Origin of the sequence: Microbacterium sp. VKM Ac-2923, from assembly GCF_022815605.1 — a bacterium.
GTDB lineage: Bacteria > Actinomycetota > Actinomycetes > Actinomycetales > Microbacteriaceae > Microbacterium.
In genome coordinates this window covers 374682-397173 of sequence record NZ_JALGRP010000002.1, presented here as the reverse complement: position 1 = coordinate 397173, position 22492 = coordinate 374682, and the positions used below count along the sequence as shown (strand labels likewise).

Genomic DNA, 22492 nt, shown 5'->3' with positions numbered 1-22492 from the left:
TCGAGGCGTTTCTCCTTGCGCATCGCGTTTCTCGGCACATCCCCGCCGCCTCCACGTCGCCCCTGTGCCGCCCCGCGCCGCCTTCAGTCCAGCAAGTGCCGCAAGTACCGCCCCGGCGCCTCCAGGAACCCGCGCTGCAACCGCACCACCTCGAGGTCCTCCCACGCGCTCTCGCGGATGCCCCACTCGCCGAGCTCGAGGATCGTCGCCCCGGGCAGCGCCGCCAGCACGGGGGAGTGGGTGGCGCAGATCACCTGCGTGCCGCGCGAGCGCATGCGGTCGAGGGATGCCAACCAGCGCAGCGTCGACGAGAACGACAGCGCCGCCTCGGGCTCGTCGAGGCACGCGAGCCCCGCGACGTAGTGGGGATGGTCGAGCGCTTCGTCGAGCAGCGCGTTGAATGACTCGCCGTGGCTCATCGGGTGCAGGCTCGGCGGGGCGTCGGGCAGGTCGTCCCGCCACGAGTAGTAGCTGTGCATCGTCTCGGCGCGCAGGAAGAAGCCCCATCGCGGGGCGCGGGGGCTGCGTTCGACGCGCAGCCACTCGCCGAGCGGGCTCTCGGTGCGGCGCGTCTCGCCGCCACCGTTCGTCGAACCGCCCTCCGCGGGCAGGCCGTACGCCTCGGCGATGCCCTCGATGAGTGTCGACTTGCCCGAGCCGTTCTCCCCGACGAGGAAGGTCACACCTGCGCCGAACTCCCAGCCGTCGCCGCGCGCGACGTCGAGGAAGTGAGCTACGGCGGGGATGTCGGCCGGCCACACCTGCGGGTCGACGGGCGCGTCGCGGAGCACTTTGACGCGCTGGATCGGCCGCGGGTCGTGGAGCCAGGTGTCACCGCGCGACATGTCAGATCCAGCTGGGCAGCCAGTTGTGCAGCCGCCAGAACTCGTATGAGACGGGAAGGCCCGCCCACACCGGATACCAGAACGCCGAGATAGCGACGCACACGACGAGGAAAACCGCCACGATCACCTGACCCGTGGCGCGCGAGAGCCCGCCTACCCCTCGGCCGACGTCCTGCAGCGCGAAGGCGAGGGCCAGCACGAGGAACGGCACCATCGCCACCGTGTAGAACTGGAAGATCGTGCGCTCGGGGTACAGCAACCACGGCAGGTAGGTGCAGGCGAGGCCGGTCAGCACCAGCGCGAAGCGCCAGTCGCGGACCATCACGAACCTCACGAGCAGATACACGGATGCCGCGATCCCGGCCCACCAGATGAGGGGGTTGGCGTTGCTCGCGATCGCCTCCGTGCAGCCGTTCGGCAGCGCGCAGCCGTTCACGCCGAAGTCGTCCTGGTGCCAATACATCGACGTGGGGCGGATCAGCAGCGGCCACTGCCACGCGGGGCTGGCGTAGCTGTGCGGGGTGACGAGACCGACGTGGAAGCCGTACATCGACTGGTGGTACGCCCACAGGTTCTGCAGCGGCACGGGAAGGAAGGCCAGTAGACCCGTGCCCATCCCTTCGCTGCCGCGCATGTAGCCGCCGGTGGTGAACAGCCAGCCCGACCAGCTCGTCAGATACACGACGATGGAGACCGGCACGATCAGCACGAACGAGATGAGGCCCTGGCGCACGGCATCCATCGGCCACTGCACGATCCCGACGCGGCGGCGGGCGAGGGCATCGGTGACGACGACGTAGATGCCGATCGCGGCGATCAGGTACAACCCCGACCACTTCACCGCGGTGGCGGCCCCCGCGGCGGCGCCGGCCGCCAGGAGCCACGGGCGGTCCCACAGCAGCGGACCCCACGTGTTGGGGCCGGGGAGCTCGTCCATGGCCGCGTCGAGGCGGTCGCCGGTGCGTTTGTGGTCGAGCAAGGCGAACCAGAAAGTGAGCACGACGAAGAACGTCAGGAAAACGTCGAGCAGCGCGGTGCGGCTGAGGACGATGCTGACGCCGTCGATGGCGATGAGACCGGATGCCACGGTGGCGAAGGGGATCGACCGGGTGAGGTGGTGCGCGATGACGTACACCAGCAGCACGGTGGCGGTGCCGAAGAGGGCGGCCGACAGCCGCCAGCCCGTCGCCGAGTCGGGTCCGAGCAGCGCCATTCCCGCGCCGATGAGGATGCGACCGAGAGGGGGGTGCACCACGTAACTGCCGACGCCGGTGAAGATGTCGGTGTCGCCCGTGGTGAAGCTGGCGTCGGCGTTCTCGGGCCACGTCGACGGATAGCCGAGCACCCACTGGCTCCACGAGTCCTTCACGTAGTACGTCTCGTCGAAGACGAGCGCATGGGGCGTGCCCACATCGAACAGGCGCAGCACCGCGGCGACGATGGTCACGATGGCGGGCGCGAGCCAGCCCCACAGACGCAGTCTGCGGGGATCGCCGAGCAGGGCATCGCGCCACCGATCGAGGCGCGTGCGTTCCCCATCGGGGTGCAGAGTGGGGACAGCGGTACTCACGCGCCCAGCATAAGGTGGGGCGGTGATCATCCTCGCGGCGACGCCGATCGGTAACCTCGGCGACGCCTCGAAGCGCTTGGTCGAGGCACTCGAGAACGCTCACGTCATCGCCGCCGAAGACACCCGCACCACCCAGCGCCTTCTCGCGGGTCTCGGCGTCGAGAACCGCCCGCGCCTCATCGCTCTGCACGATCACAATGAGAAGGAACGCGCCGCCGAGCTCGTCGAGCTCGCCCGCAACGACGACCTCCTCGTCCTCAGCGACGCCGGCATGCCCACGGTGAGCGACCCCGGTTTCGGTCTCGTCGCCGCCGCGGCCGCGGCGGGCGTCACCGTCACCGCCCTTCCCGGACCCAGCGCCGTCGTCACCGCGCTCGCCGTCGCGGGGCTCCCCACCGATCGCTTCGCGTTCGAGGGGTTTCCGCGTCGCAAGCCCGGGGAGCGCCGCAGAGCTTTCGCGCAGCTGGCCTCCGAGGAGCGGACCCTCGTGTTCTTCGAGTCGCCGTCGCGACTGGCATCCACCCTCGACGACCTCGCTTCGGCGTTCGGCGCCGATCGCCCCGCCGCCGTCTGCCGCGAGCTGACCAAGCTCTACGAAGAGGTCAAGCGCGGTACCCTCGCCGAGCTCGCCGCGTGGGCCGCCGAGGGCGTGCGCGGTGAGATCGCGATCGTGGTGGGCGGAGCCGAGGCCCGCGAGGTGGCGTTCCCGGATGCCGTGACCCAGGTGCTCGAGCTCGTGCGCGCCGGGACGCGGCTCAAAGAGGCGGCTGCCGAGGTGGCGTCGCAGACCGGTCACTCGTCGCGCGAGTTGTATCAGGCGGGGCTCGCCGTCAAGCGCTGATGCCCGTCCTCGGCCCGCACCGCGCGCGAGGGGTCGGAAAGTGTCGCCGAGAATCGCCCGCGGCGACAAAAGATGACCTCTCTCGCGCCGGCTCGCGCGGCCGGACGGCGGCACGGTCGGGGCGTCACACGGTCGGCCGTGTCGGTGCACCCCCGTAGAATCCTGAGGTGACTTCCGGCCGATCCTTCTACATCACGACGCCGATCTACTACCCCAGCGATCTGCCCCACATCGGGCACGGGTACACGACCGTCGCCGTCGACACGCTCGCGCGCTGGCACCGCCAGGCGGGCGACGACACCTGGATGCTGACGGGCACCGACGAGCACGGCCAGAAGATGCTGCGCGCCGCGGCCGCCAACAACGTCACGCCGCAGGAATGGGTCGACAAGCTCGTCACCGAGTCGTGGTTCCCACTTCTCGAGACGCTCGACGTCGCCAACGACGACTTCATCCGCACGACGCAGCCCCGCCACGAGGAGCGCGTGCAGCAGTTCGTGCAGGCGCTCTTCGACCGCGGATACATCTACGCGGGCGAATACGAGGCGCTGTACTGCGTCGGCTGCGAGGAGTTCAAGCCCGAGGCCGAGATCGTCGACGGCACCGGCCCCTTCGAGGGCCTCAAGGTGTGCGCGATCCACTCGAAGCCCCTCGAACTGCTGCAGGAGAAGAACTACTTCTTCAAGCTCAGCGAGTTCCAGGACCGTCTGCTCGAGCTGTACAAGACCGAGCCCGACTTCGTGCGTCCCGAATCGGCGCGCAACGAGGTCGTCTCGTTCGTGCGGAGCGGACTGAAAGACCTCTCGATTTCGCGCTCGGCGTTCGACTGGGGCATCACGGTTCCGTGGGACTCCTCGCACGTCATCTACGTGTGGGTCGACGCGCTGCTCAACTACGCCACCGCCGTCGGCTACGGCAACGACCCCGAGCAGTTCGCCCGCCGGTGGCCCGCGTTCCACGTGGTCGGTAAAGACATCCTGCGCTTCCACGCCGTCATCTGGCCGGCCATGCTCATGGCCGCCGGACTCGACGTGCCCCGCGGCGTCTTCGCCCACGGGTGGCTGCTCGTCGGCGGCGAGAAGATGTCGAAGTCGAAGCTCACCGGCATCGCGCCCACCGAGATCACCGATGTCTTCGGCTCCGACGCGTACCGCTTCTACTTCCTCTCCGCCATCGCCTTCGGCCAAGACGGGTCCTTCTCGTGGGAAGACCTGTCGGCCCGCTACCAGGCCGAGCTCGCCAACGGTTTCGGCAACCTGGCGTCGCGCAGCGTCGCGATGATCGAGAAGTACTTCGACGGGGTCGTGCCGTCGGCCGGCACCTACGCCGAGGGCGATCTGGCGATCCAGAAGATCGTGGCGGATGCCGCGGCGGCCGCCGACGCAGCCGTCGAGCGCTTCCGCATCGATGAGGCGATCGCCGCCATCTGGACCATCGTCGACGCCCTCAACGGCTACATCACCGAGAACGAGCCGTGGGCCCTCGCCAAAGACGAGGCCAACCGCGAGCGCCTCGGTACGGTCCTCTACACGGCGGCCGAGGGGCTTCGTGCCCTGGCGGTGCTGCTGTCGCCGGTCATGCCCGCCTCGACCGAGAAGTTGTGGATCGCGCTCGGCGCGGCCGAGAGCCTCGGTCGCCTGGTCGATCAGCCGCTGCGCGAGGCCGGGGCGTGGGGTGCGCTGCGTCCCGGGTCGACGGTCAGCGCTCTCACGCCGCTGTTCCCGCGCGTCGAGCAGGCGTGACGCCCGTGACACCGGAGCCGGCCAGGGCGTCCGGCGCGGCTGCCGGGAATAGTCCGGGTCCTGGCATAGCAGCGCAGGCGGTCCCTGAGCCCGTCGAAGGGTCCGCCTCCGAGCACGGCCCGGCCACGGGGCCGACCGCCGGTTCCACCCCCGTCGAGCGCCCCCGCGGCACGGTCGACGCCGCCGACCCCAGCCAGTACGTGCGCGAGCGGTCAGTGGACGGCCGTCGCGACGTCAGCTACCCGCCCGCGCCGGAGCCGCTCGGCATCCCGGTCTACGACAATCACACGCACCTCGAGATCGAAGACGGCGACACCGGTCTCTCGCTCCACGAGCAGCTCGAACGCGCTCTCGCGGTGGGGGTGCACGGGGTGGTGCAGGCGGGTGGAGATGTCGACTCCTCGCGCTGGTCGGCGTGGGCGGCGCGCACGCAGGCCCGCGTGCTCGCGGCGGTGGCGATCCACCCCAACGAGGCCCCCGTGTACGAGCGGGCAGGCGAGCTGGATGCCGCGATCGCGGTGATCGACGAGCTGGCCGCCGAGCCGCGGGTGCGCGCCATCGGCGAGACGGGGCTCGACTTCTTCCGCACCGACGCGGACGGCATCCCTGCGCAGATGCGTTCCTTCGAGGCGCACATCGCCCTGGCGAAGAAACACGGGATCGCGATGCAGATCCACGACCGCGACGCCCACGACGCGGTGCTCGAGACGCTCGAACGCGTCGGTGCCCCTGAAAAGACGGTGTTCCACTGCTTCTCCGGCGACGCCGACATGGCGCGCCTCGCCGCCGACCGTGGGTACTACCTGTCGTTCGCGGGCAACGTCACGTTCAAGAACGCCCAGAACCTCCGCGACGCCCTCGCCGTGACGCCGCTCGATCGCATCCTCGTCGAAACCGACGCGCCGTTCCTGACGCCCGCGCCGTACCGCGGTCGTCCGAATGCCCCGTACCTGATTCCGGTCACGCTGCGGTTCCTCGCGGCGGAGCTCGGGATGGATGCCGACGAGCTCGCCGCGCAGATCGCGGCGAACACGCTGCGCGTCTACGGCACGTTCGAGGATTGACGCGCGTCCCGCGCCCGCGGTCCGCCCTCCCTCCCATTTACGACTCGGGCTGTCGTCGGGATTGCGCGAGATCGCTCCGGCCGCGACGGCGGCGCTCGCGCACAACCTCAGTGATCCGCGCAATCTCAGCCTCGCGCCCCGAGGGCGACTGAGGTCGTTCAGGTCGCGGAGGTTGCGCTCACCGCGACCCGCGCGACCGCCCCGGCCGGCGGATCTGGAGGGCGCGCGGGGTGCGCGCGGCGCGGTGCACATCCTCAGTGATCTGCGTAGCCTCACCCGCTTCGTCGCGGATGCCGCTGACTCTGCGCGAATCGCGGAGGTTGTGCGCGGCGCGCGCAGAGCGGCGAGGTGCGCATCCTCAGTGATCTGCGTAGCCTCACCCGCTTCTTCCTGGATGCTCCTGAGTTTGTGCGAATCGCGGAGGTTGTGCGCGGTGCGCGCGGCGCGGTGCACATCCTCAGTGATCTGCGCAGCCTCACCCGCTTCGTCGCGGATGCCGCTGACTCTGCGCGAATCGCGGAGGTTGCGCTCGCGGCAGACGTGCGCGCACACGAAAGGCCGGCACCCCGCGGGGCGCCGGCCTTCGGCATCCGCTATGCCTTCGCTCGAGTCTTCGGCTTGTCCACGAACAGCGTCTCGGTCTGCTCGAGCTCCATGCCCTTGGTCTCGGGGATGCGGAAGGCGACATAGAAGAACGACAGCGCCGCGAACAGCGCGTACATGCCGTAGGTGAGCGGGAGCGACCAGCTCGACATCGCCGGGAACGACACCGTGATCGCGAAGTTCGCGATCCACTGCGCCCCGGCCGCGACGCCGAGAGCGCGACCGCGGATGCGGCTCGGGAAGATCTCGCCCAACAGCACCCACACCAAGGGCCCCCACGACGCGCCGAAGCCGACGACGAAGAGGTTCGCAGCGACCAGCGCCACCGTTCCCCACGGCGCCGGCAGCGACACGTCGTCACCGCTGCCCTGAGCGAAGGTGAATGCCAGAGCCATGGCTCCGAGCGACACCGTCATCAACACCGAACCGGTCAGCAGGATGGGCTTCCGGCCCACCCGGTCGACGAGGAAGATCGCCACGAGCGTCACCAGGACGTTGGTCACCGACGTGATGACCGAGATCAGCAGCGAGTCGCTCTCCTGGAAGCCGACCGCCTTCCAAAGGGTCGTCGAGTAGTAGAAGATCACGTTGATGCCGACGAATTGCTGGAACGCCGACAGGATGATGCCGATCCAGACGATGCGCTGTAGGCCCAGGACCGGACCCCGCAGCGACACGTTCGCGTTCTTGCGATCGGTCTCGATCGCCTGGGTGAGGTCCTTCATCGTCTTCTCGAGATCCGCGGGCGGCACCAGCCGGGTGAAGATCGCGCGGGCCTCGTCGACCCGTCCCTTCGCCAGCAGGAAGCGCGGCGACTCCGGAACGGTGAACGACAGGATGCCGTAGACCGCCGCCGGCACGACCCCGACCAGGAACATCCAGCGCCAGGCCTCCATACCGAGCCACAGCTCGTTGGCGGCGCCGCCGGCGCTGTTGGCCAACACGGCATCGGACAGCAGCGCGCCGAAGATGCCGAGCGTGATCGCCAACTGCTGCAGCGATGCGAGCGCGCCGCGGATCTGGCGGGGGGCGACCTCGGCGATGTAGGCGGGCGCGACGACCGAGGCGATCCCGATGCCGAGGCCGCTCATCACACGCCAGAGGATCAGATCGGGCACGCTGAAGGTCAGGGCGGCGCCGATCGATGACACGAAGAACAGCACGGCTCCCAGGAGCATGACCTTCAGGCGTCCCCAGCGATCCGACAGTGCTCCGGCGACCACGGCCCCCACCGCGCAGCCGAGCAGGGCCACCGCGACGACGAAGCCGGTGAGCACCTGGGTGAGCTCGAAGTTGCTCTCGACGGCATCCACGGCGCCGTTGATCACGGAGGAGTCGAACCCGAAGAGGAAGCCGCCCACGGCGGCGGCGAGCGACAGTCCGATCGCTCGGCGCCCGTAGGGACTTCTGAGTGTGAAGGCGTTCGAGGGGATGGACTGCGTCTGGCTCACCCGTTCACGCTAGTCCCGACGCTTCGGCGCAGCGGGTTCTGGCGGAGCCCTGACTACAGTGGAACAATGCCCGTTTCCCTCCTCGGCGCGACCGAGATCCGACGGCTCGCCGCCGACCTCGACGTCACCCCCACCAAGAAGCTCGGGCAGAACTTCGTCGTCGACGCCAACACCGTGCGCAAGATCGTGCAGGCGGCTCGGGTCACGGCATCCGACCGCGTCGTCGAGATCGGTCCGGGCCTCGGCTCACTCACCCTCGCGATCCTCGAGACGGGGGCATCGGTGGTCGCCGTCGAGATCGACCACCGCCTGGCGGCGCGATTGCCCGCCACCGCCGCTGCGCACGATGTGCCCGCCGACCGGCTCACCGTGATCGACGCCGACGCGTTGCGCGTCGACGAGCTGCCGGGCGAGCCGAGCGTGCTCGTGGCCAACCTGCCGTACAACGTCTCGGTGCCCGTGCTGCTGCATTTTCTCGAGACCTTCCCGTACCTGCAACGCGGTGTCGTAATGGTGCAGGCCGAGGTGGGGGAGCGCCTCGCGGCGCCGCCCGGCTCCAAGATCTACGGAGCGCCGAGCGTGAAGGCCGCATGGTACGGCTCATGGCGCCTGGCCGGGACGGTGTCGCGGCAGGTGTTCTGGCCCGTGCCGAACGTCGACAGCGTGCTCGTCGGCTTCGATCGGGATGCCGAGCCGCGCGGCACCGAGGAGCACCGGCGCCGCACCTTCCAGATCGTGGATGCCGCGTTCCAGCAGCGCCGCAAGATGCTCCGCCAGGCGCTGTCCGGCGTTCTGGGCGGAACGTCGGCCGAGGCGTCTGCGACGCTCGAGAAGGTCGGGGTCGACCCGACGCTGCGCGGCGAGCAGCTCACGGTCGAGGACTACGCGCGCATCGCCGCCCTCTGACCCGGCGCCGGGCCTGACGGCGCGGTTCGTTCCGGCACGATGGCGGGGCGTTTCGCGACGTGCCGCACGGGACTGGGTGTTCCTCGTCGTGTCGGGGCTGGCACGCCCCGCTGTGCGTGCGCGGGAGCGACGGAGTCACCGCCGGGCACAGACGCGTCTGGGTGAATTCCCGACGTGTTCATCACGCGTTCGCGAAACATGTCTGTAACATTTCGAGGCACCGGGAGCATCACGCCGGTGACGAGGCCGCACCCGACGGCCCGAGAGGAACTCGAGATGCGCTACTCCGAATACCCCCGTGCCGAACGCGTGCTGCTGCACCTGAGCGACACCCACCTCCGTGCCGGCGGCACGCCGCTGTACGACAGTGTCGACTCGGAGGCCTATCTCGCTCGTGCGGTGTTGGCGATCGAGCAGTCCGGGGTCCGGCCGCACGCGATGGTGTTCACGGGCGATCTCGCCGACTTCGGCGAAGCCGACGCGTACGAGCGGGTGCGCGCGCTGATCGATCCTCTCGCCGAACGCCTCGGCACGCGCGTCGTGTGGGTCATGGGCAACCACGACGACCGCACCGCCTTCCGCGCGAGCCTGCTCCCCGGCGACGGCGCCGCCCCCACCGCACCGGTCGACCGGGTCGACGAGTTCGACGGCCTGCGCATCGTCACCCTCGACACTTCGGTGCCGGGCGCCCACCACGGCGAGGTGAGTGCCCCGCAGCTCGCGTGGCTCGCCGACGTGCTCGCGACACCCGCCCCGCTCGGAACGATCCTCGCGATGCACCACCCGCCGGTGCCGAGCGTCCTCGATCTGGCCGCCTCCGTCGAACTGCGCGACCAGCGGAGCCTGGCCGCTGTGCTCCGCGGCAGCGACGTGCGCGCCATTCTCGCCGGACACCTGCACTACTCGACGTTCGCCACCTTCGCCGGCATCCCCGTGTCGGTGGCATCCGCCACCTGCTACACGCAGGACCTCATGGTCCCCGTGGGCGGAACCCGCCCCCAGGACGCCGCGCAGGGCTTCAACATCGTGCACGTCTACGACGAGACGGTCGTGCACTCGGTCGTGCCCCTCGGTGCTGCCGAGGCTCTGCAGTACGTGGATGCCGCGGAGTCGCAGCGACGTCTGCGCGAGGCCGGGCTCATGGTCCCGGCCACGCGTGAACTCAGCGGACGGGTATCGCCGCCGACGACGCCGCTGCCGATCCTGCGCTGACCGCCGGCTTCTCCCACGGGGCGGCGACCGGGAAGTAGCGTTCGAGGCACGCTCGGAGAGCCGGCACGCGGACCTCTTCGGGGATCTCGGGAACGCTGCCGTCGTTGAGGCAGAACATGTCGGTGTCGCGGCGCGAGACGAGGCGCTCCATCGTGCGCAGCGAATCGAGCTGGGTGGTCTGCACGTAGCGCGTGCGAGGTGCGGTGGTCACGATCGCGCGACCGGTCGCCAGCGCGTAGTAGTGGTACAGGCTGTTCGTGACCGAGATGTCGGTCGACGAACGGAAACGGCTCGCCGCCGTGCGCGCATAATCGTCGGCGAATTCCTGCTCGAGTTCGAAGGCGACCGAGCGGCGCAGCGGCGTCGCGCAGTGCTCGAGGTCGAGCGTGATGACGCGGTTGAATCGCTCCTTCAGCAGCGCGCGATTCACTCGCAGGCCGTTGTCGTGGCCCGAGCGATCGACGTGCGCCGGACCGGCGCCGATCCGCACGCCGCTCTCCACGAAGCGGCTCACCCCACCGCCGCTGAAGAACAGCTCGGGGGTGACGGGGCGCCCGAAGAACATGTCGTCGTTGCTGTAAAGGAAGTGCTCGGCCAGCCCGGGGATGCGATGCAGCTGAGCCTCGACCGCGTGAGAGTTGTGCGTGGGCAGCACTGAGGGGTCGGCGAAGAACTCCTCGCTACGCACGATCGTCACCTTGGGGTGGTCCGCGAGCCACTCCGGGGTGGGGGAGTCGGTCGCGATGAAGATGCGACGCACCCACGGGGCGTACATGTGGACGCTCCGCAGCGCGTAGCGCAGCTCGTCGACCTGGCGGTAGCGGGCGGCGTTGTCGTCGCCGTCGCCGACCACGTAACCCTTCATGCGGGCCGCGCGCTGGCGCTGGAACTCACTGGACGAACCGTCGACCCAGGAGAAGACCATGTCGACATCGGCGGTGAACTCGTTGGGGTGCGGGTCGAACATGCCCGAGATCGTCGTCCAACGGCGTCCGTAGCGCTCCACCTCGGCGAGGTCGAGGTCGGCGACGGCGAACCGGCGGCGGCTGAGGGCGCTGGGTCGAGGGGCCTCGACGGTCTTCTCGCCGAAGCGCCAGAGCTCGAGGCGGGGGGCGAGCGAGGCACCGTAGCGGTACGAGCCCTCGGTGGAGGTGCGGGGACGGAACACGGCGTACGCCTGCACGGAGCCGGCCGGAGTGTGAACGCTGTGCGCGGGCACAGGGTCTTCGCCCCGGGCCTTCATGTAGAACGGGCCCAGCTCGGGGTCGTGCAGAGCCGTGATCGCGGCTCCCGCGTCGGCGGTGTCGACGACGAGCTTCGGACGACGGTTCGCGTCGCGCACCAGCAGCACGCGCACCCCCGCGGCCTCGATCGCCGAGGCGGCCGTCAGCAGGTCGTCACGCTCGGCGAGGGCCGGGGTGGCCGTGTCGTCGACCATGTGCAGGATGCCGTCGTGCATCCGGATATCCGATCGGGAGAGCAGGGCGCGCCAGGGATCGGCGTCGATCGACAGGGGGACCATCGGGCGCATACTGCCTCCTCGGGGGTAGGGGACGGGTTCCGGTCACCGTACGGTTCCGGGGTTTCGGCGACGTTTCGGCGGCGACGGCGAACGGCGGGGAGCGGAGCGCTACTGTCGAAGAGTGACTCAGATCGCTCGCTCCGGCCCGGACCTTCCCGTACCGCTTGACGAGCGACGGAAAGACATGGGCCGAAGCATCAGTCTCGCACACGCGGGCCGCGCGGGTCGTGTGAGCCGAGGGGGGCGACGGTGACGCTGCATACCCCGGCATCCGTCCGCGTGCGTGCACCGGGAAAGATCAACGTCTTCCTCGAAGTCGGCGACGTGCAGAACGACGGCTACCACGAGCTGGCGACGGCGTTTCAGGCGGTGTCGCTGTACGAAGAGATGACGGCATCGCCCGCCGATGACATCACGATCGAGGTGTCGGCTCGGGGCCCCGTCGACGTCGAGGGCGTCCCCACCGACGATCGCAACCTCGCCGTGCGCGCGGCCCGGCTGCTCGCGCAGACCGCGGGCGTCGACCGGGGCGCGCACCTGTCGATCCGCAAGGCCGTGCCCGTCGCCGGCGGAATGGGCGGAGGCTCCGCCGATGCAGCCGCGGCCCTCGTCGCCTGTGATGCGCTGTGGGGGCTCGGGATGCCGACGAGCGAGCTCTCCCGGCTCGCCGCACGCCTGGGCGCCGACGTGCCGTTCGCGTTGATGGGTGGCACGGCGGTGGGCACCGGACGCGGTGACGAGTTGAGCCCCGCCCTGGCTCGCGGCCGGTTCGACTGGGTGCTCGTGCCCAACGACGTCGGGATGTCGACGCCGGTGGTCTACGGCGAGCTCGACGCGCACCGCGAGCGCCACGCCGTCGACATCGGCCCGGCGCCGCGTGTCCCCGCCGTCGACCCCGACGTCTTGCACGCGCTGCGGCAGGGCGACGCGAAGATGCTCGCGGCGACGCTGCGCAACGATCTGCAGGCACCGGCGCTGCACCTGCGGCCCGATCTGGCGCGCGTGCTCGAGCGCGGTGAGAGTTCGGGAGCCCTGGCGGGTCTCGTCTCGGGGTCGGGTCCGACGCTGGCCTTCCTCGCGGCCGACGAGTCATCCGCCATCGACCTTCAGGTCACCCTGAGCGCTGCCGGACTCATCGCTCTCCACGTGCACGGACCCGTGGCGGGCGCGCGAGTGGTCTGACAGCGCCTGCACCATAGCCCAGGCCGACACACGGAGCAATCTTCCGATGTCGAAACGGGTACCTGGTTAGCCTCGTGCGAGGTGGTCCGTCACCGCTGGGCGCCGTGCCCGCGGGACGCCACGAAGGGGGTATCCCATGAAGGCAGTGCTCGACGGCGTCGTGATCGCCGAAGCAGACCGCGACGACCTGGCCTCGATCGAGGGCAACTGGTATTTCCCGCCGCAGGCCGTTCGCGAGGGCGCACTTCACCAGAGCCCCACCCCCTACACCTGCCCCTGGAAGGGGGCTGCCCAGTACTGGAACGTCTCGCTGGACGGCGCGGAGCTTACCGACGGCGCGTGGTCCTACCCCGATCTTCGCCCCGGCGCGGTCGATCGCGTCGGCAAGGACTTCGCCGGCTACGTCGCCTTCGACCGCAAGGTCGTGGTCTCCGACTGAGGTCGGACGAACCCATGATCGAATTCTCGGCCGTCTCGAAGGCCTTCCCCGACGGCACGCGCGCCGTCGACGACTTCCATCTCGTCATCCCGTCACGCAAGACGACGGTCTTCGTCGGATCGTCCGGATGCGGGAAGACCACGCTCCTGCGAATGATCAACCGCATGGTCGAGCCCTCGTCGGGGTCGATCACGATCGACGGCGACGACATCGGCGGCAAGCCCGCCGTGCAGCTCCGGCGCAGCATCGGTTATGTGATGCAGAACTCGGGCCTGCTGCCGCACTTCACCGTGTCCGACAACATCGCCACCGTTCCGGTGCTGCAGGGGCAGAATCGCAAGGCCGCGCGCACCCGTGCGATCGAGTTGATGCAGACCGTGGGCCTGGACTCCGCCATGGCCGACCGCTACCCGAGCCAGCTCTCCGGCGGACAGCAGCAGCGCGTGGGCGTGGCCCGCGGTCTCGCGGCCGACCCGAACATTTTGCTCATGGACGAGCCGTTCGGGGCGGTCGACCCCATCGTCCGCGACGAGCTGCAGCAGGAGCTCATCCGCCTGCAGAGCGAAATCGGCAAGACCATCGTCTTCGTCACCCACGATATCGACGAGGCCTTCCTCCTGGGCGACCAGGTCGTCATCCTCGAGAAGGGCGCGAAGATCGCCCAGGTCGGGACCCCGAGCGAGATCGTCGAGAACCCCGCGAGCGACTTCGTCGCGAGCTTCATCGGTGCCGTCAAGGGCAAGCGTGCCCTGCACCTCAAGGAGACGCCGAACGGCACGGTGGTGGTGGATGCGGAAGGGCGCACTCAGGGTGCGCTGAGAGACGAGCCGGTGTCGTGACCTGGCTGTGGGGAAACTTCCCCCTCGTGCTGGACCTCACCCTCAACCACATCCGGTTGAGCATCATCCCGATCGTGCTCGGGTTCGTGATCGCCGTGCCGCTGGGGCGTCTGACGCTCACGGGGCGTTTCGCGCGCGGCACGGTCATCACCGCGATGAGCCTGCTGTACACGATCCCCTCGCTGCCGTTGTTCGTCATCCTTCCGGCGATCCTCGGAACGAAGGTCCTCAGCGACACGAACCTGATCGTGGCCCTCACGATCTACGCGGTCGCGATCATGGTGCGAGCCACGTCGGACGCGTTCTTCTCCGTCTCCGCCGAGACCAAACAGGCCGCCACCGCCATGGGCTTTTCCGCGTGGCGGCGGTTCTGGCAGGTGGAGTTCCCGCTCGCGGGCCCTGTCATGCTGGCGGGTCTTCGCGTCGTCTCGGTGTCGACGATCGCCCTCGTGTCGGTCGGTGTGCTGATCGGTTCGCAGAACCTCGGCTACCTGTTCACCAACGGCAAGGCGCGTAACAACCTCGAAGAGGTGGGGGTCGGCATCATGGCCACGCTGCTGATCGCCCTCGTGTTCGACCTCATCCTGGTAGCCGCCGGACGAATCCTCATGCCGTGGGTGCGCGTCGATCGAGCGGCGCGCCGCGGGAGCAAGCGCGCAACCGTCGCCGTGCCGATCGCGGCGGGCGGAACCGCACCGATCGCCGCGGGCAACAGCGTGTTCACCGGAGCGGGGGAGGATTCGTGAACCTCTTCCTCGACGCGATCGCGTGGATCCTCACGCCGCAGAACTGGCAGCCGGGGGGCGTTTCGCCCCTGCCCATCCAGGACCGGCTCCTCGAGCACCTGCAGTACACGGCCCTCGCGGTGGTCATCGCCGCGCTCATCGCCCTTCCGCTCGGGTTCTACATCGGGCACACCGGTCGGGGCCGCCAATTCGTGATCGGCTTCACCGGCGCCATGCGCGCGCTGCCGACCCTCGGCGTGCTGTTCTTCCTCACGATGGTGCTCGGCACCCTCGTGAAGGGCGCCTCCGGCGTGTTCTGGGGCACGACGGTGGCCCTCGTCATCCTGGCCATCCCCTCGATCCTCGCCGGGGCCTACGCCGGCTTGGAATCGGTCTCGCGTCCGGCCATCGACGCCGCCCGCTCGCTGGGCATGACAGAAATGCAGATCCTGACGCGGGTGGAGATCCCGCTGGCCCTTCCGCTGATCATCGGTGGACTCCGAGCCGGCACCCTGCAGGTCATCGCGACGGCGGTCATCGCCTCTTACGCGGGGCTGGGCGGGCTGGGTCGCATCATCAGCAGCGGAATCGGTCTCAATGATTACGACCGCATACTCGGCGGCGCCATCCTCGTGACGGTGTTCGCCCTCGTGGTAGACGCGTTGTTCGCACTGGTGCAGCGCGTCACCCGAGTCCCCGGAGCCGATGACGGCTCCCGCGGACTCAAATCCCGTCGACGGGCGTCCCGTCCCGAGACGGTGGTGGAAACACCAACCCAAGAGAGGAATGTCACAGCATGAGCATTTTCAGTAAAGGCCGGGTCGCCGTGGGCGTCATCGCGGTCGGGGCCGTCGTGGCCCTGGCAGGGTGTTCGCAGGCGGATCCCACCGCTCCCGACACCGGTAATGCCGGTGGTGGTGACTCCAGCCAGATCATCGTCGGTTCGTTCGCGTTCCCCGAGAGCGAGATCCTGGGCGAGATCTACGCGCAGGCGCTGACGGCCAAGGGCTTCGACGTCCAGACCAAGTTCAACATCGGCCCGCGTCAGCAGACGATCCCGGCCCTGCAGGACGGCTCGATCAACCTGATCCCCGAGTACAACGGCAACCTGCTGGCCTACTACGACACCGAGTTCACCCAGCGCACGACCGAGGACGTCGACGCCGCCCTGACCGATGCGGTCGCCGCCGACGACCTCACCGTCTACGACTCCGCCGAGGCGGAGGACAAGGACGCCTACGTCGTCACGAGCGCGTACGCGCAGGCGAACGGCCTCACCTCGATCGCCGACCTGGCCAAGGTCCAGCCCTTCAGCCTCGGCGCCAACCCGCAGTTCGCGGAGCTCGGGTACGGCATCCCGGGTCTGGCGTCCGTCTACGGCGTCAGCAACGTCACCTTCGTGCCCTATGAGGACTTCGGCGGCCCCGACACCGTGCGCGCGCTGGTCGACAACACCGTCCAGGTGGCCGACATCTACACCACCTCGCCGGCGCTGGTCGCCGAGAACCTGGTCGTGCTGGAGGACCCGGAGAACCTCATCGCCGCGCAGAACGTGCTCCCGCTGCTCAGCACCTCCATCGACTCGCCCGAGCTGAAGGAGGCGCTCGACGCCATCTCGGCCAAGCTCACCACCGACGACCTGATCGCCCTGCGCGACCGCGTCGAAGGCAGCGAACAGGCGTCGGCGTCCACCGCCGCAGCCGACTGGCTCAAGGAGGCCGGCCTGGTCTGACCGGACCCGACCACTCGACGGAGGCCGTCCCCGCTCGGGGGCGGCCTTCGTCGTCCGCCGGGCAGCCGGTCACCGCGTAGCCTGGGACGGATATGGCACATCTGCTCGGGGGCGAAGCCCTGCACCTGGAATACCCGACCAAGGTCGTCTTCGACTCCGTCTCGCTCGGCGTGAACGAGGGCGACCGCATCGGCATCGTCGGACGCAACGGCGACGGCAAGTCGAGTCTGCTCGGGATGCTCGCCGGTCTCCGCGTGCCCGACGGGGGCCGCGTGACCGTGCGCGGCGGGGTCACCGTCGGCGTACTCGACCAGCAGGACACCCTCGACGACGAGGAGACGATCGGCCACGCGGTCGTCGGCGACCGGCTCGAGCACGAATGGGCGGGCGATGCCCGCACGCGCGACGTGATCGCGGGGCTCCTCGGCGATCTGCCCTGGGAGGCGCGGCTCGGCGACCTCTCGGGCGGACAACGCCGCCGCGTCGCGCTGGCACGGTTGCTCTCGGGTGACTGGGACGTGCTGTTCCTCGACGAGCCCACCAACCACCTCGACGTCGAGGCGATCACCTGGCTCGCGGGCCACCTCAAGCGACGCTGGGCGCCCACCGCGGGCGGGTTGCTGGTCGTCACGCACGACCGGTGGTTCCTGGACGAGATCTGCACCGTCACGTGGGAGGTGCACGATCGCCTCGTCGAGCCCTTCGAAGGCGGGTACGCGGCCTACATCTTGCAGCGTGTCGAGCGCGACCGTCAGGCGGCGACCATCGAGCAGCGCCGCCAGAACCTCGCGCGCAAAGAACTCGCCTGGTTGCGTCGCGGAGCCCCCGCCCGCACCTCGAAGCCGAAGTTCCGGATCGACGCGGCGAACGAGCTCATCGCCGACGTCCCCGAGATCCGCGACCGCGTCGCCCTGCAGTCGCTCGCGGTCGCCCGCTTGGGTAAGGACGTGGTCGACCTCCTCGACGTCGGCGTGTCCTACGGCGACCACACGGTTCTGAAAGACGTCGAGTGGCGTATCGCGCCGGGCGAGCGCACCGGCATCCTGGGGGTCAACGGTGCCGGCAAGTCGACGCTGCTGAGCCTGGTGACCGGCACCCTCGAGCCGTCGACCGGTCGCGTCAAGCGCGGCAAAACGGTCAAGGTCGCCACCCTCACCCAGCGGCTCGACGAGCTCGAGCAGCACATGAACGACCCGGTGCGCGTCGTGATCGCGGGCCTGCGCACGACGTACGCCTTCGGGTCCGGATCGAAGGCGCAGGAACTCACCCCCGGGCAGTTGCTCGAGCGCCTCGGGTTCTCGAGCGCGCAGCTCTCCACGCCCGTGAAGGATCTCTCCGGTGGTCAGAAACGGCGACTGCAGCTGCTGCTCGTCATCCTCGATCAGCCCAACGTGCTGATCCTCGACGAGCCCACGAATGACCTCGACACCGACATGCTCGCCGCCATGGAAGACCTGCTCGACTCGTGGTCGGGCACCCTCATCGTCGTCTCGCACGACCGCTACTTCCTCGAGCGCGTCACCGACCAGCAGTTCGCGATCCTGGACGCCCGGCTCCGTCACCTGCCGGGCGGCGTCGAGGAGTACCTGCGCCTGCGGGCGATGCAGGATGCCGAGCCCTCACGGCCTGCGGCGACCGGGGGTGCGAACGCGATTCCCGGCCTGCAGGGCGCTGAGCTGCGCGCGGCGCAGAAGGAGGCCTCGGCCACCGAGCGGCGCATCGAGAAGCTCCAGCAGCAGATCGACCGCGCCAAAGCGGCGCTCGTCGAGCACGACCAGGGGGACTACGTCGGCCTCGGCAAGGAGATGCAGCGCATCTCGGCTCTGGAAGGCGAGCGTGACGAGCTCGAGATGCAGTGGTTCGAGTTGACGGAGGCGATCGGCTGAGCCGGATGTGACGCGGGGCCGCCGCTCCGCGCTGCGTCGACACGCCGGGAGCGGAGGAGTTCCCGGGAGCGGAGGGCCGGGTGCGAGGCATCCGCCCTCCACCCCCGGAAACTGCTCCCTTCGCGGCCTCGCTACGCTGCACAGCGCCGAAGCGCAGCGGAGGGGATTCCGGGAGCGGAGGGCCGGGTGCGAGGCATCCGTCCTCCACTGCCGGATTCTCCTCCCGGCGCGGTCTCTTCAGACGGGGGCGCGCGACCGCCCCTCAGTGGACCGCGTACTCCAGGATGACGATGAACAGCCCGAGGCACGCGGTCGAGAAAGCGCCGAGGAGGCGCATCACCAGGTTCGCCCGGCGCCGCGCGTACGCGAAATAGCCGAGGATGCCGAGGACCACGAACGTGGACCACCCGCACAGCTCGGACGCATCTTCGACCGACATGTCCGCGGCGTCGGCGAAGACGAGGACGAGCACCGACGGCACCGAGGCGTACAGCATGCCGGCGCCGTGGCGGAACCCTTCGGCGGTCGCGTGCCGGAGGCCGTGCTCCGCGTGCTGGGTGAGGGTGTGGGCAAAGACGTGGGCGATGAAGAACACCACGAGCGAACTCGACGCGCTGACCAGCACCTCGCCGACGGACTCGGCATGGTCATCGGCGATCGTGACGAACGCGGCGAAGACGATGAGGCCGTAGATGGCAGCGGGGGAGCGGAAGCGCACATCGAACCACGCCCGCACGCGCGCCCAGCCCGTGGGCGACTCGACGGTGGCGCTCACGCGTCGAACCCCATGCTGAGCTTGCGCAGCAGCGTCGCCAGTCGTTCGCGGTCACCGCGCGACAAGCTCTCGAGCAGCAGGGCCTCGGCGTCGACGAGGCGGGTGATGGCGGCATCCACGCGCACGCGGCCGTCTTCGGTCAATGTCACGAGGATGCTCCGTCCGTCACCCGGGTCGGCCTCGCGGCGCACGAACCGGCGGGCGACGAGCCGGTCGATGCGGTTGGTCATGGTGCCGCTGGAGACCAGCGTCTGCTGCAGCAGTTGCTTCGGGCTCAGCTGGTACGGTTCGCCGGCGCGGCGCAACGCCGACAGCACGTCCCACTCCCACGACTCGATGTCGCTGCGGCGGAACGCCTCTTTGCGGGCGATGTCGAGGTGGCGCGACAGCCGTGCGACACGGGAGAGGACCTCGAGGGGGGAGAAGTCGAGGTCGGGGCGCTGACGCACCCACGCATCGACGATGCGGTCGACCTCGTCGCTGTCCCGGCTCACGGTCTCATTATGGCGGCCGGCGCGCGACGGCGCGGGTACGAGGGCGCGCCGTCTGGCAGACTTGACCGGTGCCCGCGGGCACGGTCCGCTGTGGTGTAACGGCAGCACGACAGCCTTTGGAGCTGTTAGGTCCAGGTTCGAATCCTGGCGGCGGAGCATGACTTCCACGACCGAGCTCGCCGTCGTCGTCCTCGCTGCGGGTCAGGGCACCCGCATGCGTTCCCGCCTCCCGAAGGTGCTGCACCCCGTGGGTGGGCGGCCACTGGTCGGCCACGTGCTCGACACCGCGGCATCCCTCGACCCCTCCCGCATCGTCGTCGTGGTGCGGCACGAGCGCGAGCTCGTCGCCGAGACGGTCGCCGAGCTCGCGCCCGGGGTCATCGTCGTCGACCAGGACGAGGTGTCCGGCACCGGTCGCGCGGTCGAGGCCGCCCTCGGGGCGCTCGACGGCTTCGATGGAGATGTCCTCGTCCTCAGCGCCGACGTGCCGCTGCTCGAGACCGGCACCCTCACCGAACTCCTCGCGACCCACCGCACGGGCGGAACGGCCGTGACGTTGCTGAGCGCGCGGGTGGACCAGCCGTTCGGGTACGGCCGCATCCTGCGTGACGAGAGCGACGGCGTGCGCCGCATCGTGGAGCAGAAGGACGCCACGGCCGACGAGGCCGCGGTGTCCGAGATCAACGTCGGCGTCTACGTCTTCCAGTCCTCGCCGCTGCGCACCCAACTCGCTCTCGTCGGCACCGACAACGCGCAGGGTGAGAAGTACCTCACCGATGTCGTCGGCCTGCTGCGCGACGCCCACCTGGGGGTTGCGGCATCCGTCACCGCGGACGCCGCGGCAGCTCTCGGCGTCAACGACCGCGTGCAGCTGTCGGAGGCGGGGCGCACGCTCAACGCCCGCACCGTCCGGCGCTGGCAGATCGAGGGCGTCACGGTCGTCGACCCCGCCACCACCTGGATCGACACGACCGCGACCCTCGCCCCCGACGTCACGATTCTGCCCAACACCCACGTGCGCGGCGCCACGGTCATCGCCTCGGGTGCCACGGTCGGGCCCGACACGAGCCTGGTCGATTGCGAGGTCGGAGAGGATGCCACCATCACCCGCTCCGACGCCACGCTCGCCGTCATCGAGGCGGGCGCCACCGTGGGACCCTTCGCCTACCTCCGCGCCAACGCTCGTGTGGGTGTGAAGGGCAAGGTCGGCACCTTCGTCGAGGTCAAGAACTCCTCCATCGGCGAGGGAAGCAAGGTCCCCCACCTGTCCTACATCGGCGACACCGACATCGGGCGCGGCGTCAACCTCGGCGCCGGTGCGATCACCGCCAACTACGACGATCTCACCAAGCACCGCACCGTCATCGGCGACGAGGTGCACAGCGGTTCGCACAACGTCTTCGTCGCGCCGGTTACGATTGGGGACGGCGCCAAGACGGGCGCCGGTGCGGTCATCCGCAAGGACGTTCCGGCCGGTGCTCTGGCTCTCAGCGTGGCACCCCAGCGCAACATCGAGGGGTGGGTCGAGAAGAACCGACCGGGCACCGCAGCAGCCGACGTGGCCGCTCGGGCTCGGGCTGAACAGGAAGCGGCCGATGGCTCGTAAGAAGAATCGTGTAGATCTCGACCGCGTCAACGGCATCGCCCCCGGGCTCGTCGCCAAGACCAAGAAACGACTGGTCGTCGCCTCGGGGCGGTCGCACCCCGAGGTGGCCGCCCAGGTCGCGCACCACCTCGGCACCGAGTTGGCTCCCACCGAGCACCGTACTTTCGCCTCGGGCGAGATCTACACCCGCTTCGAGGTGTCGATCCGCGGTTGCGACGTGTTCGTCATCCAGTCCTTCGGTCCGCCCGTCAACGAGTGGCTGATGGAACTCCTCATCATGCTCGACGCGCTCAAGCGCGCCTCGGCCAAGCGCATCACCGTCGTCGCCCCGTATTACCCCTACTCCCGCCAAGACAAGAAGGGTCGGGGCCGCGAGCCCATCAGCGCCCGCCTCGTCGCCGATCTGCTCAAGACCGCGGGCGCCGATCGCATCATGAGCGTCGATCTGCACGCGGCCCAGATCCAGGGGTTCTTCGACGGGCCCGTCGACCACCTCTTCGCCAAGCCCGTGCTGCTCGAGCACTTCGAGCAGACGCTCACCGGCGAGGACCGTGAGACGCTCACCGTCGTCTCCCCTGACATGGGGCGCGTGCGCGTGGCGGACACCTGGTCCGACAGCCTGGGGGCGCCGCTGGCGATCATCCACAAGCGCCGCGACCCGAAGGTCGCCAATCAGGTCTCGGTGCACGAGATCGTCGGCGACGTGAGGGGGCGCACCTGCCTGCTCGTCGACGACATGATCGACACCGGTGGCACGATCCAGAAGGCCGCGCAGGCGCTCAAGGCCAGCGGTGCGCGCAAGGTCATCGTCGCCGCCACCCACGCGATCTTCAGCGACCCGGCGACTGAACGTCTTCAGGATGCCGCGATCGACGAGGTCGTGGTCACCGACACCGTTCCGCTGCCCGCCGACCGTCGCTTCGACCGCCTCACGGTGCTGCCGATCGCTCCGCTCCTGGCCCGCGCGATCCACGAGGTCTTCGAGGACGGCTCGGTCACGAGCATGTTCGGCGGCGACGCGTAGGCGTCCTCTCACGCCGCGTTCCGACGGCATTCGT

At 69.4% G+C, this 22492-nt stretch carries 20 protein-coding genes and 1 tRNA gene; 15 read left to right on the top strand and 6 right to left on the bottom strand.

Going from position 1 to position 22492, the window contains the following annotated elements; translation table 11 throughout:
* Positions 1 to 83: 83 nt before the first annotated feature.
* Both MT347_RS05040 and MT347_RS05035 read right to left on the bottom strand, forming a co-directional pair.
* Entirely contained in the window at positions 84 to 845 is a 762-nt protein-coding gene (locus tag MT347_RS05040) for an AAA family ATPase (protein WP_243498676.1), read from the bottom strand.
* A gap of 1 nt (position 846) precedes the next feature.
* Positions 847 to 2415: a dolichyl-phosphate-mannose--protein mannosyltransferase gene (locus tag MT347_RS05035; protein WP_243498674.1), complete on the bottom strand. Its 1569-nt coding sequence runs from the start codon at positions 2413 to 2415 to the stop codon at positions 847 to 849.
* A gap of 22 nt (positions 2416 to 2437) precedes the next feature.
* Between MT347_RS05035 and rsmI the strand changes: the two genes are divergently transcribed.
* The 3 genes from rsmI to MT347_RS05020 all read left to right on the top strand — a co-directional run bounded on the left by rsmI (position 2438) and on the right by MT347_RS05020 (position 6062).
* The gene (rsmI, locus tag MT347_RS05030) at positions 2438 to 3256 is read left to right on the top strand and encodes a 16S rRNA (cytidine(1402)-2'-O)-methyltransferase (protein WP_243498672.1); all 819 of its coding nucleotides are present in this window, start codon (positions 2438 to 2440) and stop codon (positions 3254 to 3256) included.
* Between the two features lie 167 nt (positions 3257 to 3423).
* Positions 3424 to 4998 carry a methionine--tRNA ligase gene (gene metG / locus MT347_RS05025; protein ID WP_243498670.1) on the top strand — a complete coding sequence of 525 codons (1575 nt, stop codon included), beginning with the start codon at positions 3424 to 3426 and terminating at the stop codon, positions 4996 to 4998.
* 200 nt (positions 4999 to 5198) lie between these two features.
* Positions 5199 to 6062 carry a TatD family hydrolase gene (locus tag MT347_RS05020; RefSeq protein WP_243499059.1) on the top strand — a complete coding sequence of 288 codons (864 nt, stop codon included), beginning with the start codon at positions 5199 to 5201 and terminating at the stop codon, positions 6060 to 6062.
* 593 nt (positions 6063 to 6655) lie between these two features.
* Here the strand turns inward: MT347_RS05020 and MT347_RS05015 are convergent.
* Entirely contained in the window at positions 6656 to 8116 is a 1461-nt protein-coding gene (locus tag MT347_RS05015; protein WP_243498667.1) for a sugar porter family MFS transporter, read from the bottom strand.
* 66 nt (positions 8117 to 8182) lie between these two features.
* Here MT347_RS05015 and rsmA point away from each other — a divergent pair, with 66 nt between their 5' ends.
* The gene (gene rsmA / locus MT347_RS05010) at positions 8183 to 9022 is read left to right on the top strand and encodes a 16S rRNA (adenine(1518)-N(6)/adenine(1519)-N(6))-dimethyltransferase RsmA (RefSeq protein WP_243498665.1); all 840 of its coding nucleotides are present in this window, start codon (positions 8183 to 8185) and stop codon (positions 9020 to 9022) included.
* A gap of 276 nt (positions 9023 to 9298) precedes the next feature.
* Entirely contained in the window at positions 9299 to 10234 is a 936-nt protein-coding gene (locus MT347_RS05005) for a phosphodiesterase (protein ID WP_243499057.1), read from the top strand.
* On the opposite strand, the gene MT347_RS05000 is transcribed toward MT347_RS05005, so the two are convergent.
* On the bottom strand, positions 10185 to 11765 hold the full coding sequence (locus MT347_RS05000; protein ID WP_243498662.1) for a stealth family protein: 1581 nt from the start codon (positions 11763 to 11765) through the stop codon (positions 10185 to 10187). The two genes, MT347_RS05005 and MT347_RS05000, sit on opposite strands and share 50 nt — an antisense overlap.
* A gap of 246 nt (positions 11766 to 12011) precedes the next feature.
* Between MT347_RS05000 and MT347_RS04995 the strand changes: the two genes are divergently transcribed.
* From MT347_RS04995 to MT347_RS04965, 7 genes are all read left to right on the top strand, one after another.
* Positions 12012 to 12938: a 4-(cytidine 5'-diphospho)-2-C-methyl-D-erythritol kinase gene (locus MT347_RS04995; protein WP_243499055.1), complete on the top strand. Its 927-nt coding sequence runs from the start codon at positions 12012 to 12014 to the stop codon at positions 12936 to 12938.
* 136 nt (positions 12939 to 13074) lie between these two features.
* The gene (locus MT347_RS04990) at positions 13075 to 13377 is read left to right on the top strand and encodes a DUF427 domain-containing protein (RefSeq protein ID WP_243498660.1); all 303 of its coding nucleotides are present in this window, start codon (positions 13075 to 13077) and stop codon (positions 13375 to 13377) included.
* Between the two features lie 14 nt (positions 13378 to 13391).
* Positions 13392 to 14216, top strand: coding sequence for an ABC transporter ATP-binding protein (locus MT347_RS04985; protein ID WP_243498659.1), 825 nt, complete (start codon positions 13392 to 13394; stop codon positions 14214 to 14216).
* The gene (locus MT347_RS04980; RefSeq protein WP_243498657.1) at positions 14213 to 14962 is read left to right on the top strand and encodes an ABC transporter permease; all 750 of its coding nucleotides are present in this window, start codon (positions 14213 to 14215) and stop codon (positions 14960 to 14962) included. The genes MT347_RS04985 and MT347_RS04980 overlap by 4 nt, the downstream gene beginning before the upstream one ends.
* A complete protein-coding gene (locus MT347_RS04975) occupies positions 14959 to 15741 on the top strand; it encodes an ABC transporter permease (protein WP_243498655.1) in 783 nt (260 codons plus the stop codon). The genes MT347_RS04980 and MT347_RS04975 overlap by 4 nt, the downstream gene beginning before the upstream one ends.
* Positions 15738 to 16673, top strand: coding sequence for an ABC transporter substrate-binding protein (locus MT347_RS04970; RefSeq protein ID WP_243498653.1), 936 nt, complete (start codon positions 15738 to 15740; stop codon positions 16671 to 16673). Before MT347_RS04975 ends, MT347_RS04970 begins: the two co-directional genes overlap by 4 nt.
* Positions 16674 to 16765: 92 nt before the next feature.
* Complete coding sequence (locus MT347_RS04965; protein WP_243498651.1) at positions 16766 to 18559, top strand: ABC-F family ATP-binding cassette domain-containing protein; 1794 nt, start codon at positions 16766 to 16768, stop codon at positions 18557 to 18559.
* A 262-nt stretch (positions 18560 to 18821) separates the two neighbouring features.
* On the opposite strand, the gene MT347_RS04960 is transcribed toward MT347_RS04965, so the two are convergent.
* Complete coding sequence (locus MT347_RS04960) at positions 18822 to 19334, bottom strand: hypothetical protein (RefSeq protein WP_243498648.1); 513 nt, start codon at positions 19332 to 19334, stop codon at positions 18822 to 18824.
* The gene (locus MT347_RS04955; protein ID WP_243498646.1) at positions 19331 to 19828 is read right to left on the bottom strand and encodes a MarR family winged helix-turn-helix transcriptional regulator; all 498 of its coding nucleotides are present in this window, start codon (positions 19826 to 19828) and stop codon (positions 19331 to 19333) included. The genes MT347_RS04960 and MT347_RS04955 overlap by 4 nt, the downstream gene beginning before the upstream one ends.
* Positions 19829 to 19912: 84 nt before the next feature.
* On the opposite strand from MT347_RS04955, the gene MT347_RS04950 reads away from it, so the two are divergent.
* From MT347_RS04950 to MT347_RS04940, 3 genes are all read left to right on the top strand, one after another.
* Positions 19913 to 19984, top strand: a tRNA-Gln gene (locus MT347_RS04950).
* Position 19985: 1 nt separating this feature from the next.
* The gene (gene glmU / locus MT347_RS04945; protein WP_243498644.1) at positions 19986 to 21434 is read left to right on the top strand and encodes a bifunctional UDP-N-acetylglucosamine diphosphorylase/glucosamine-1-phosphate N-acetyltransferase GlmU; all 1449 of its coding nucleotides are present in this window, start codon (positions 19986 to 19988) and stop codon (positions 21432 to 21434) included.
* The gene (locus MT347_RS04940) at positions 21424 to 22458 is read left to right on the top strand and encodes a ribose-phosphate diphosphokinase (protein ID WP_243498641.1); all 1035 of its coding nucleotides are present in this window, start codon (positions 21424 to 21426) and stop codon (positions 22456 to 22458) included. Before glmU ends, MT347_RS04940 begins: the two co-directional genes overlap by 11 nt.
* Positions 22459 to 22492: the final 34 nt, after the last annotated feature.

What these genes read in the sequence shown, in the direction of transcription:
- MT347_RS04990 (WP_243498660.1), top strand. Translation starts at nt 13,075, where the DNA reads ATGAAGGCAGTGCTCGACGGCGTCGTGATCGCCGAAGCAGACCGCGAC.
- MT347_RS04965 (WP_243498651.1), top strand. Translation starts at nt 16,766, where the DNA reads ATGGCACATCTGCTCGGGGGCGAAGCCCTGCACCTGGAATACCCGACC.
- MT347_RS04940 (WP_243498641.1), top strand. Translation starts at nt 21,424, where the DNA reads ATGGCTCGTAAGAAGAATCGTGTAGATCTCGACCGCGTCAACGGCATC.
- rsmA (WP_243498665.1), top strand. Translation starts at nt 8,183, where the DNA reads ATGCCCGTTTCCCTCCTCGGCGCGACCGAGATCCGACGGCTCGCCGCC.
- MT347_RS05005 (WP_243499057.1), top strand. Translation starts at nt 9,299, where the DNA reads ATGCGCTACTCCGAATACCCCCGTGCCGAACGCGTGCTGCTGCACCTG.
- MT347_RS04985 (WP_243498659.1), top strand. Translation starts at nt 13,392, where the DNA reads ATGATCGAATTCTCGGCCGTCTCGAAGGCCTTCCCCGACGGCACGCGC.
- MT347_RS04970 (WP_243498653.1), top strand. Translation starts at nt 15,738, where the DNA reads ATGAGCATTTTCAGTAAAGGCCGGGTCGCCGTGGGCGTCATCGCGGTC.
- MT347_RS05000 (WP_243498662.1), bottom strand. Translation starts at nt 11,765, where the DNA reads ATGCGCCCGATGGTCCCCCTGTCGATCGACGCCGATCCCTGGCGCGCC.
- MT347_RS05040 (WP_243498676.1), bottom strand. Translation starts at nt 845, where the DNA reads ATGTCGCGCGGTGACACCTGGCTCCACGACCCGCGGCCGATCCAGCGC.
- glmU (WP_243498644.1), top strand. Translation starts at nt 19,986, where the DNA reads ATGACTTCCACGACCGAGCTCGCCGTCGTCGTCCTCGCTGCGGGTCAG.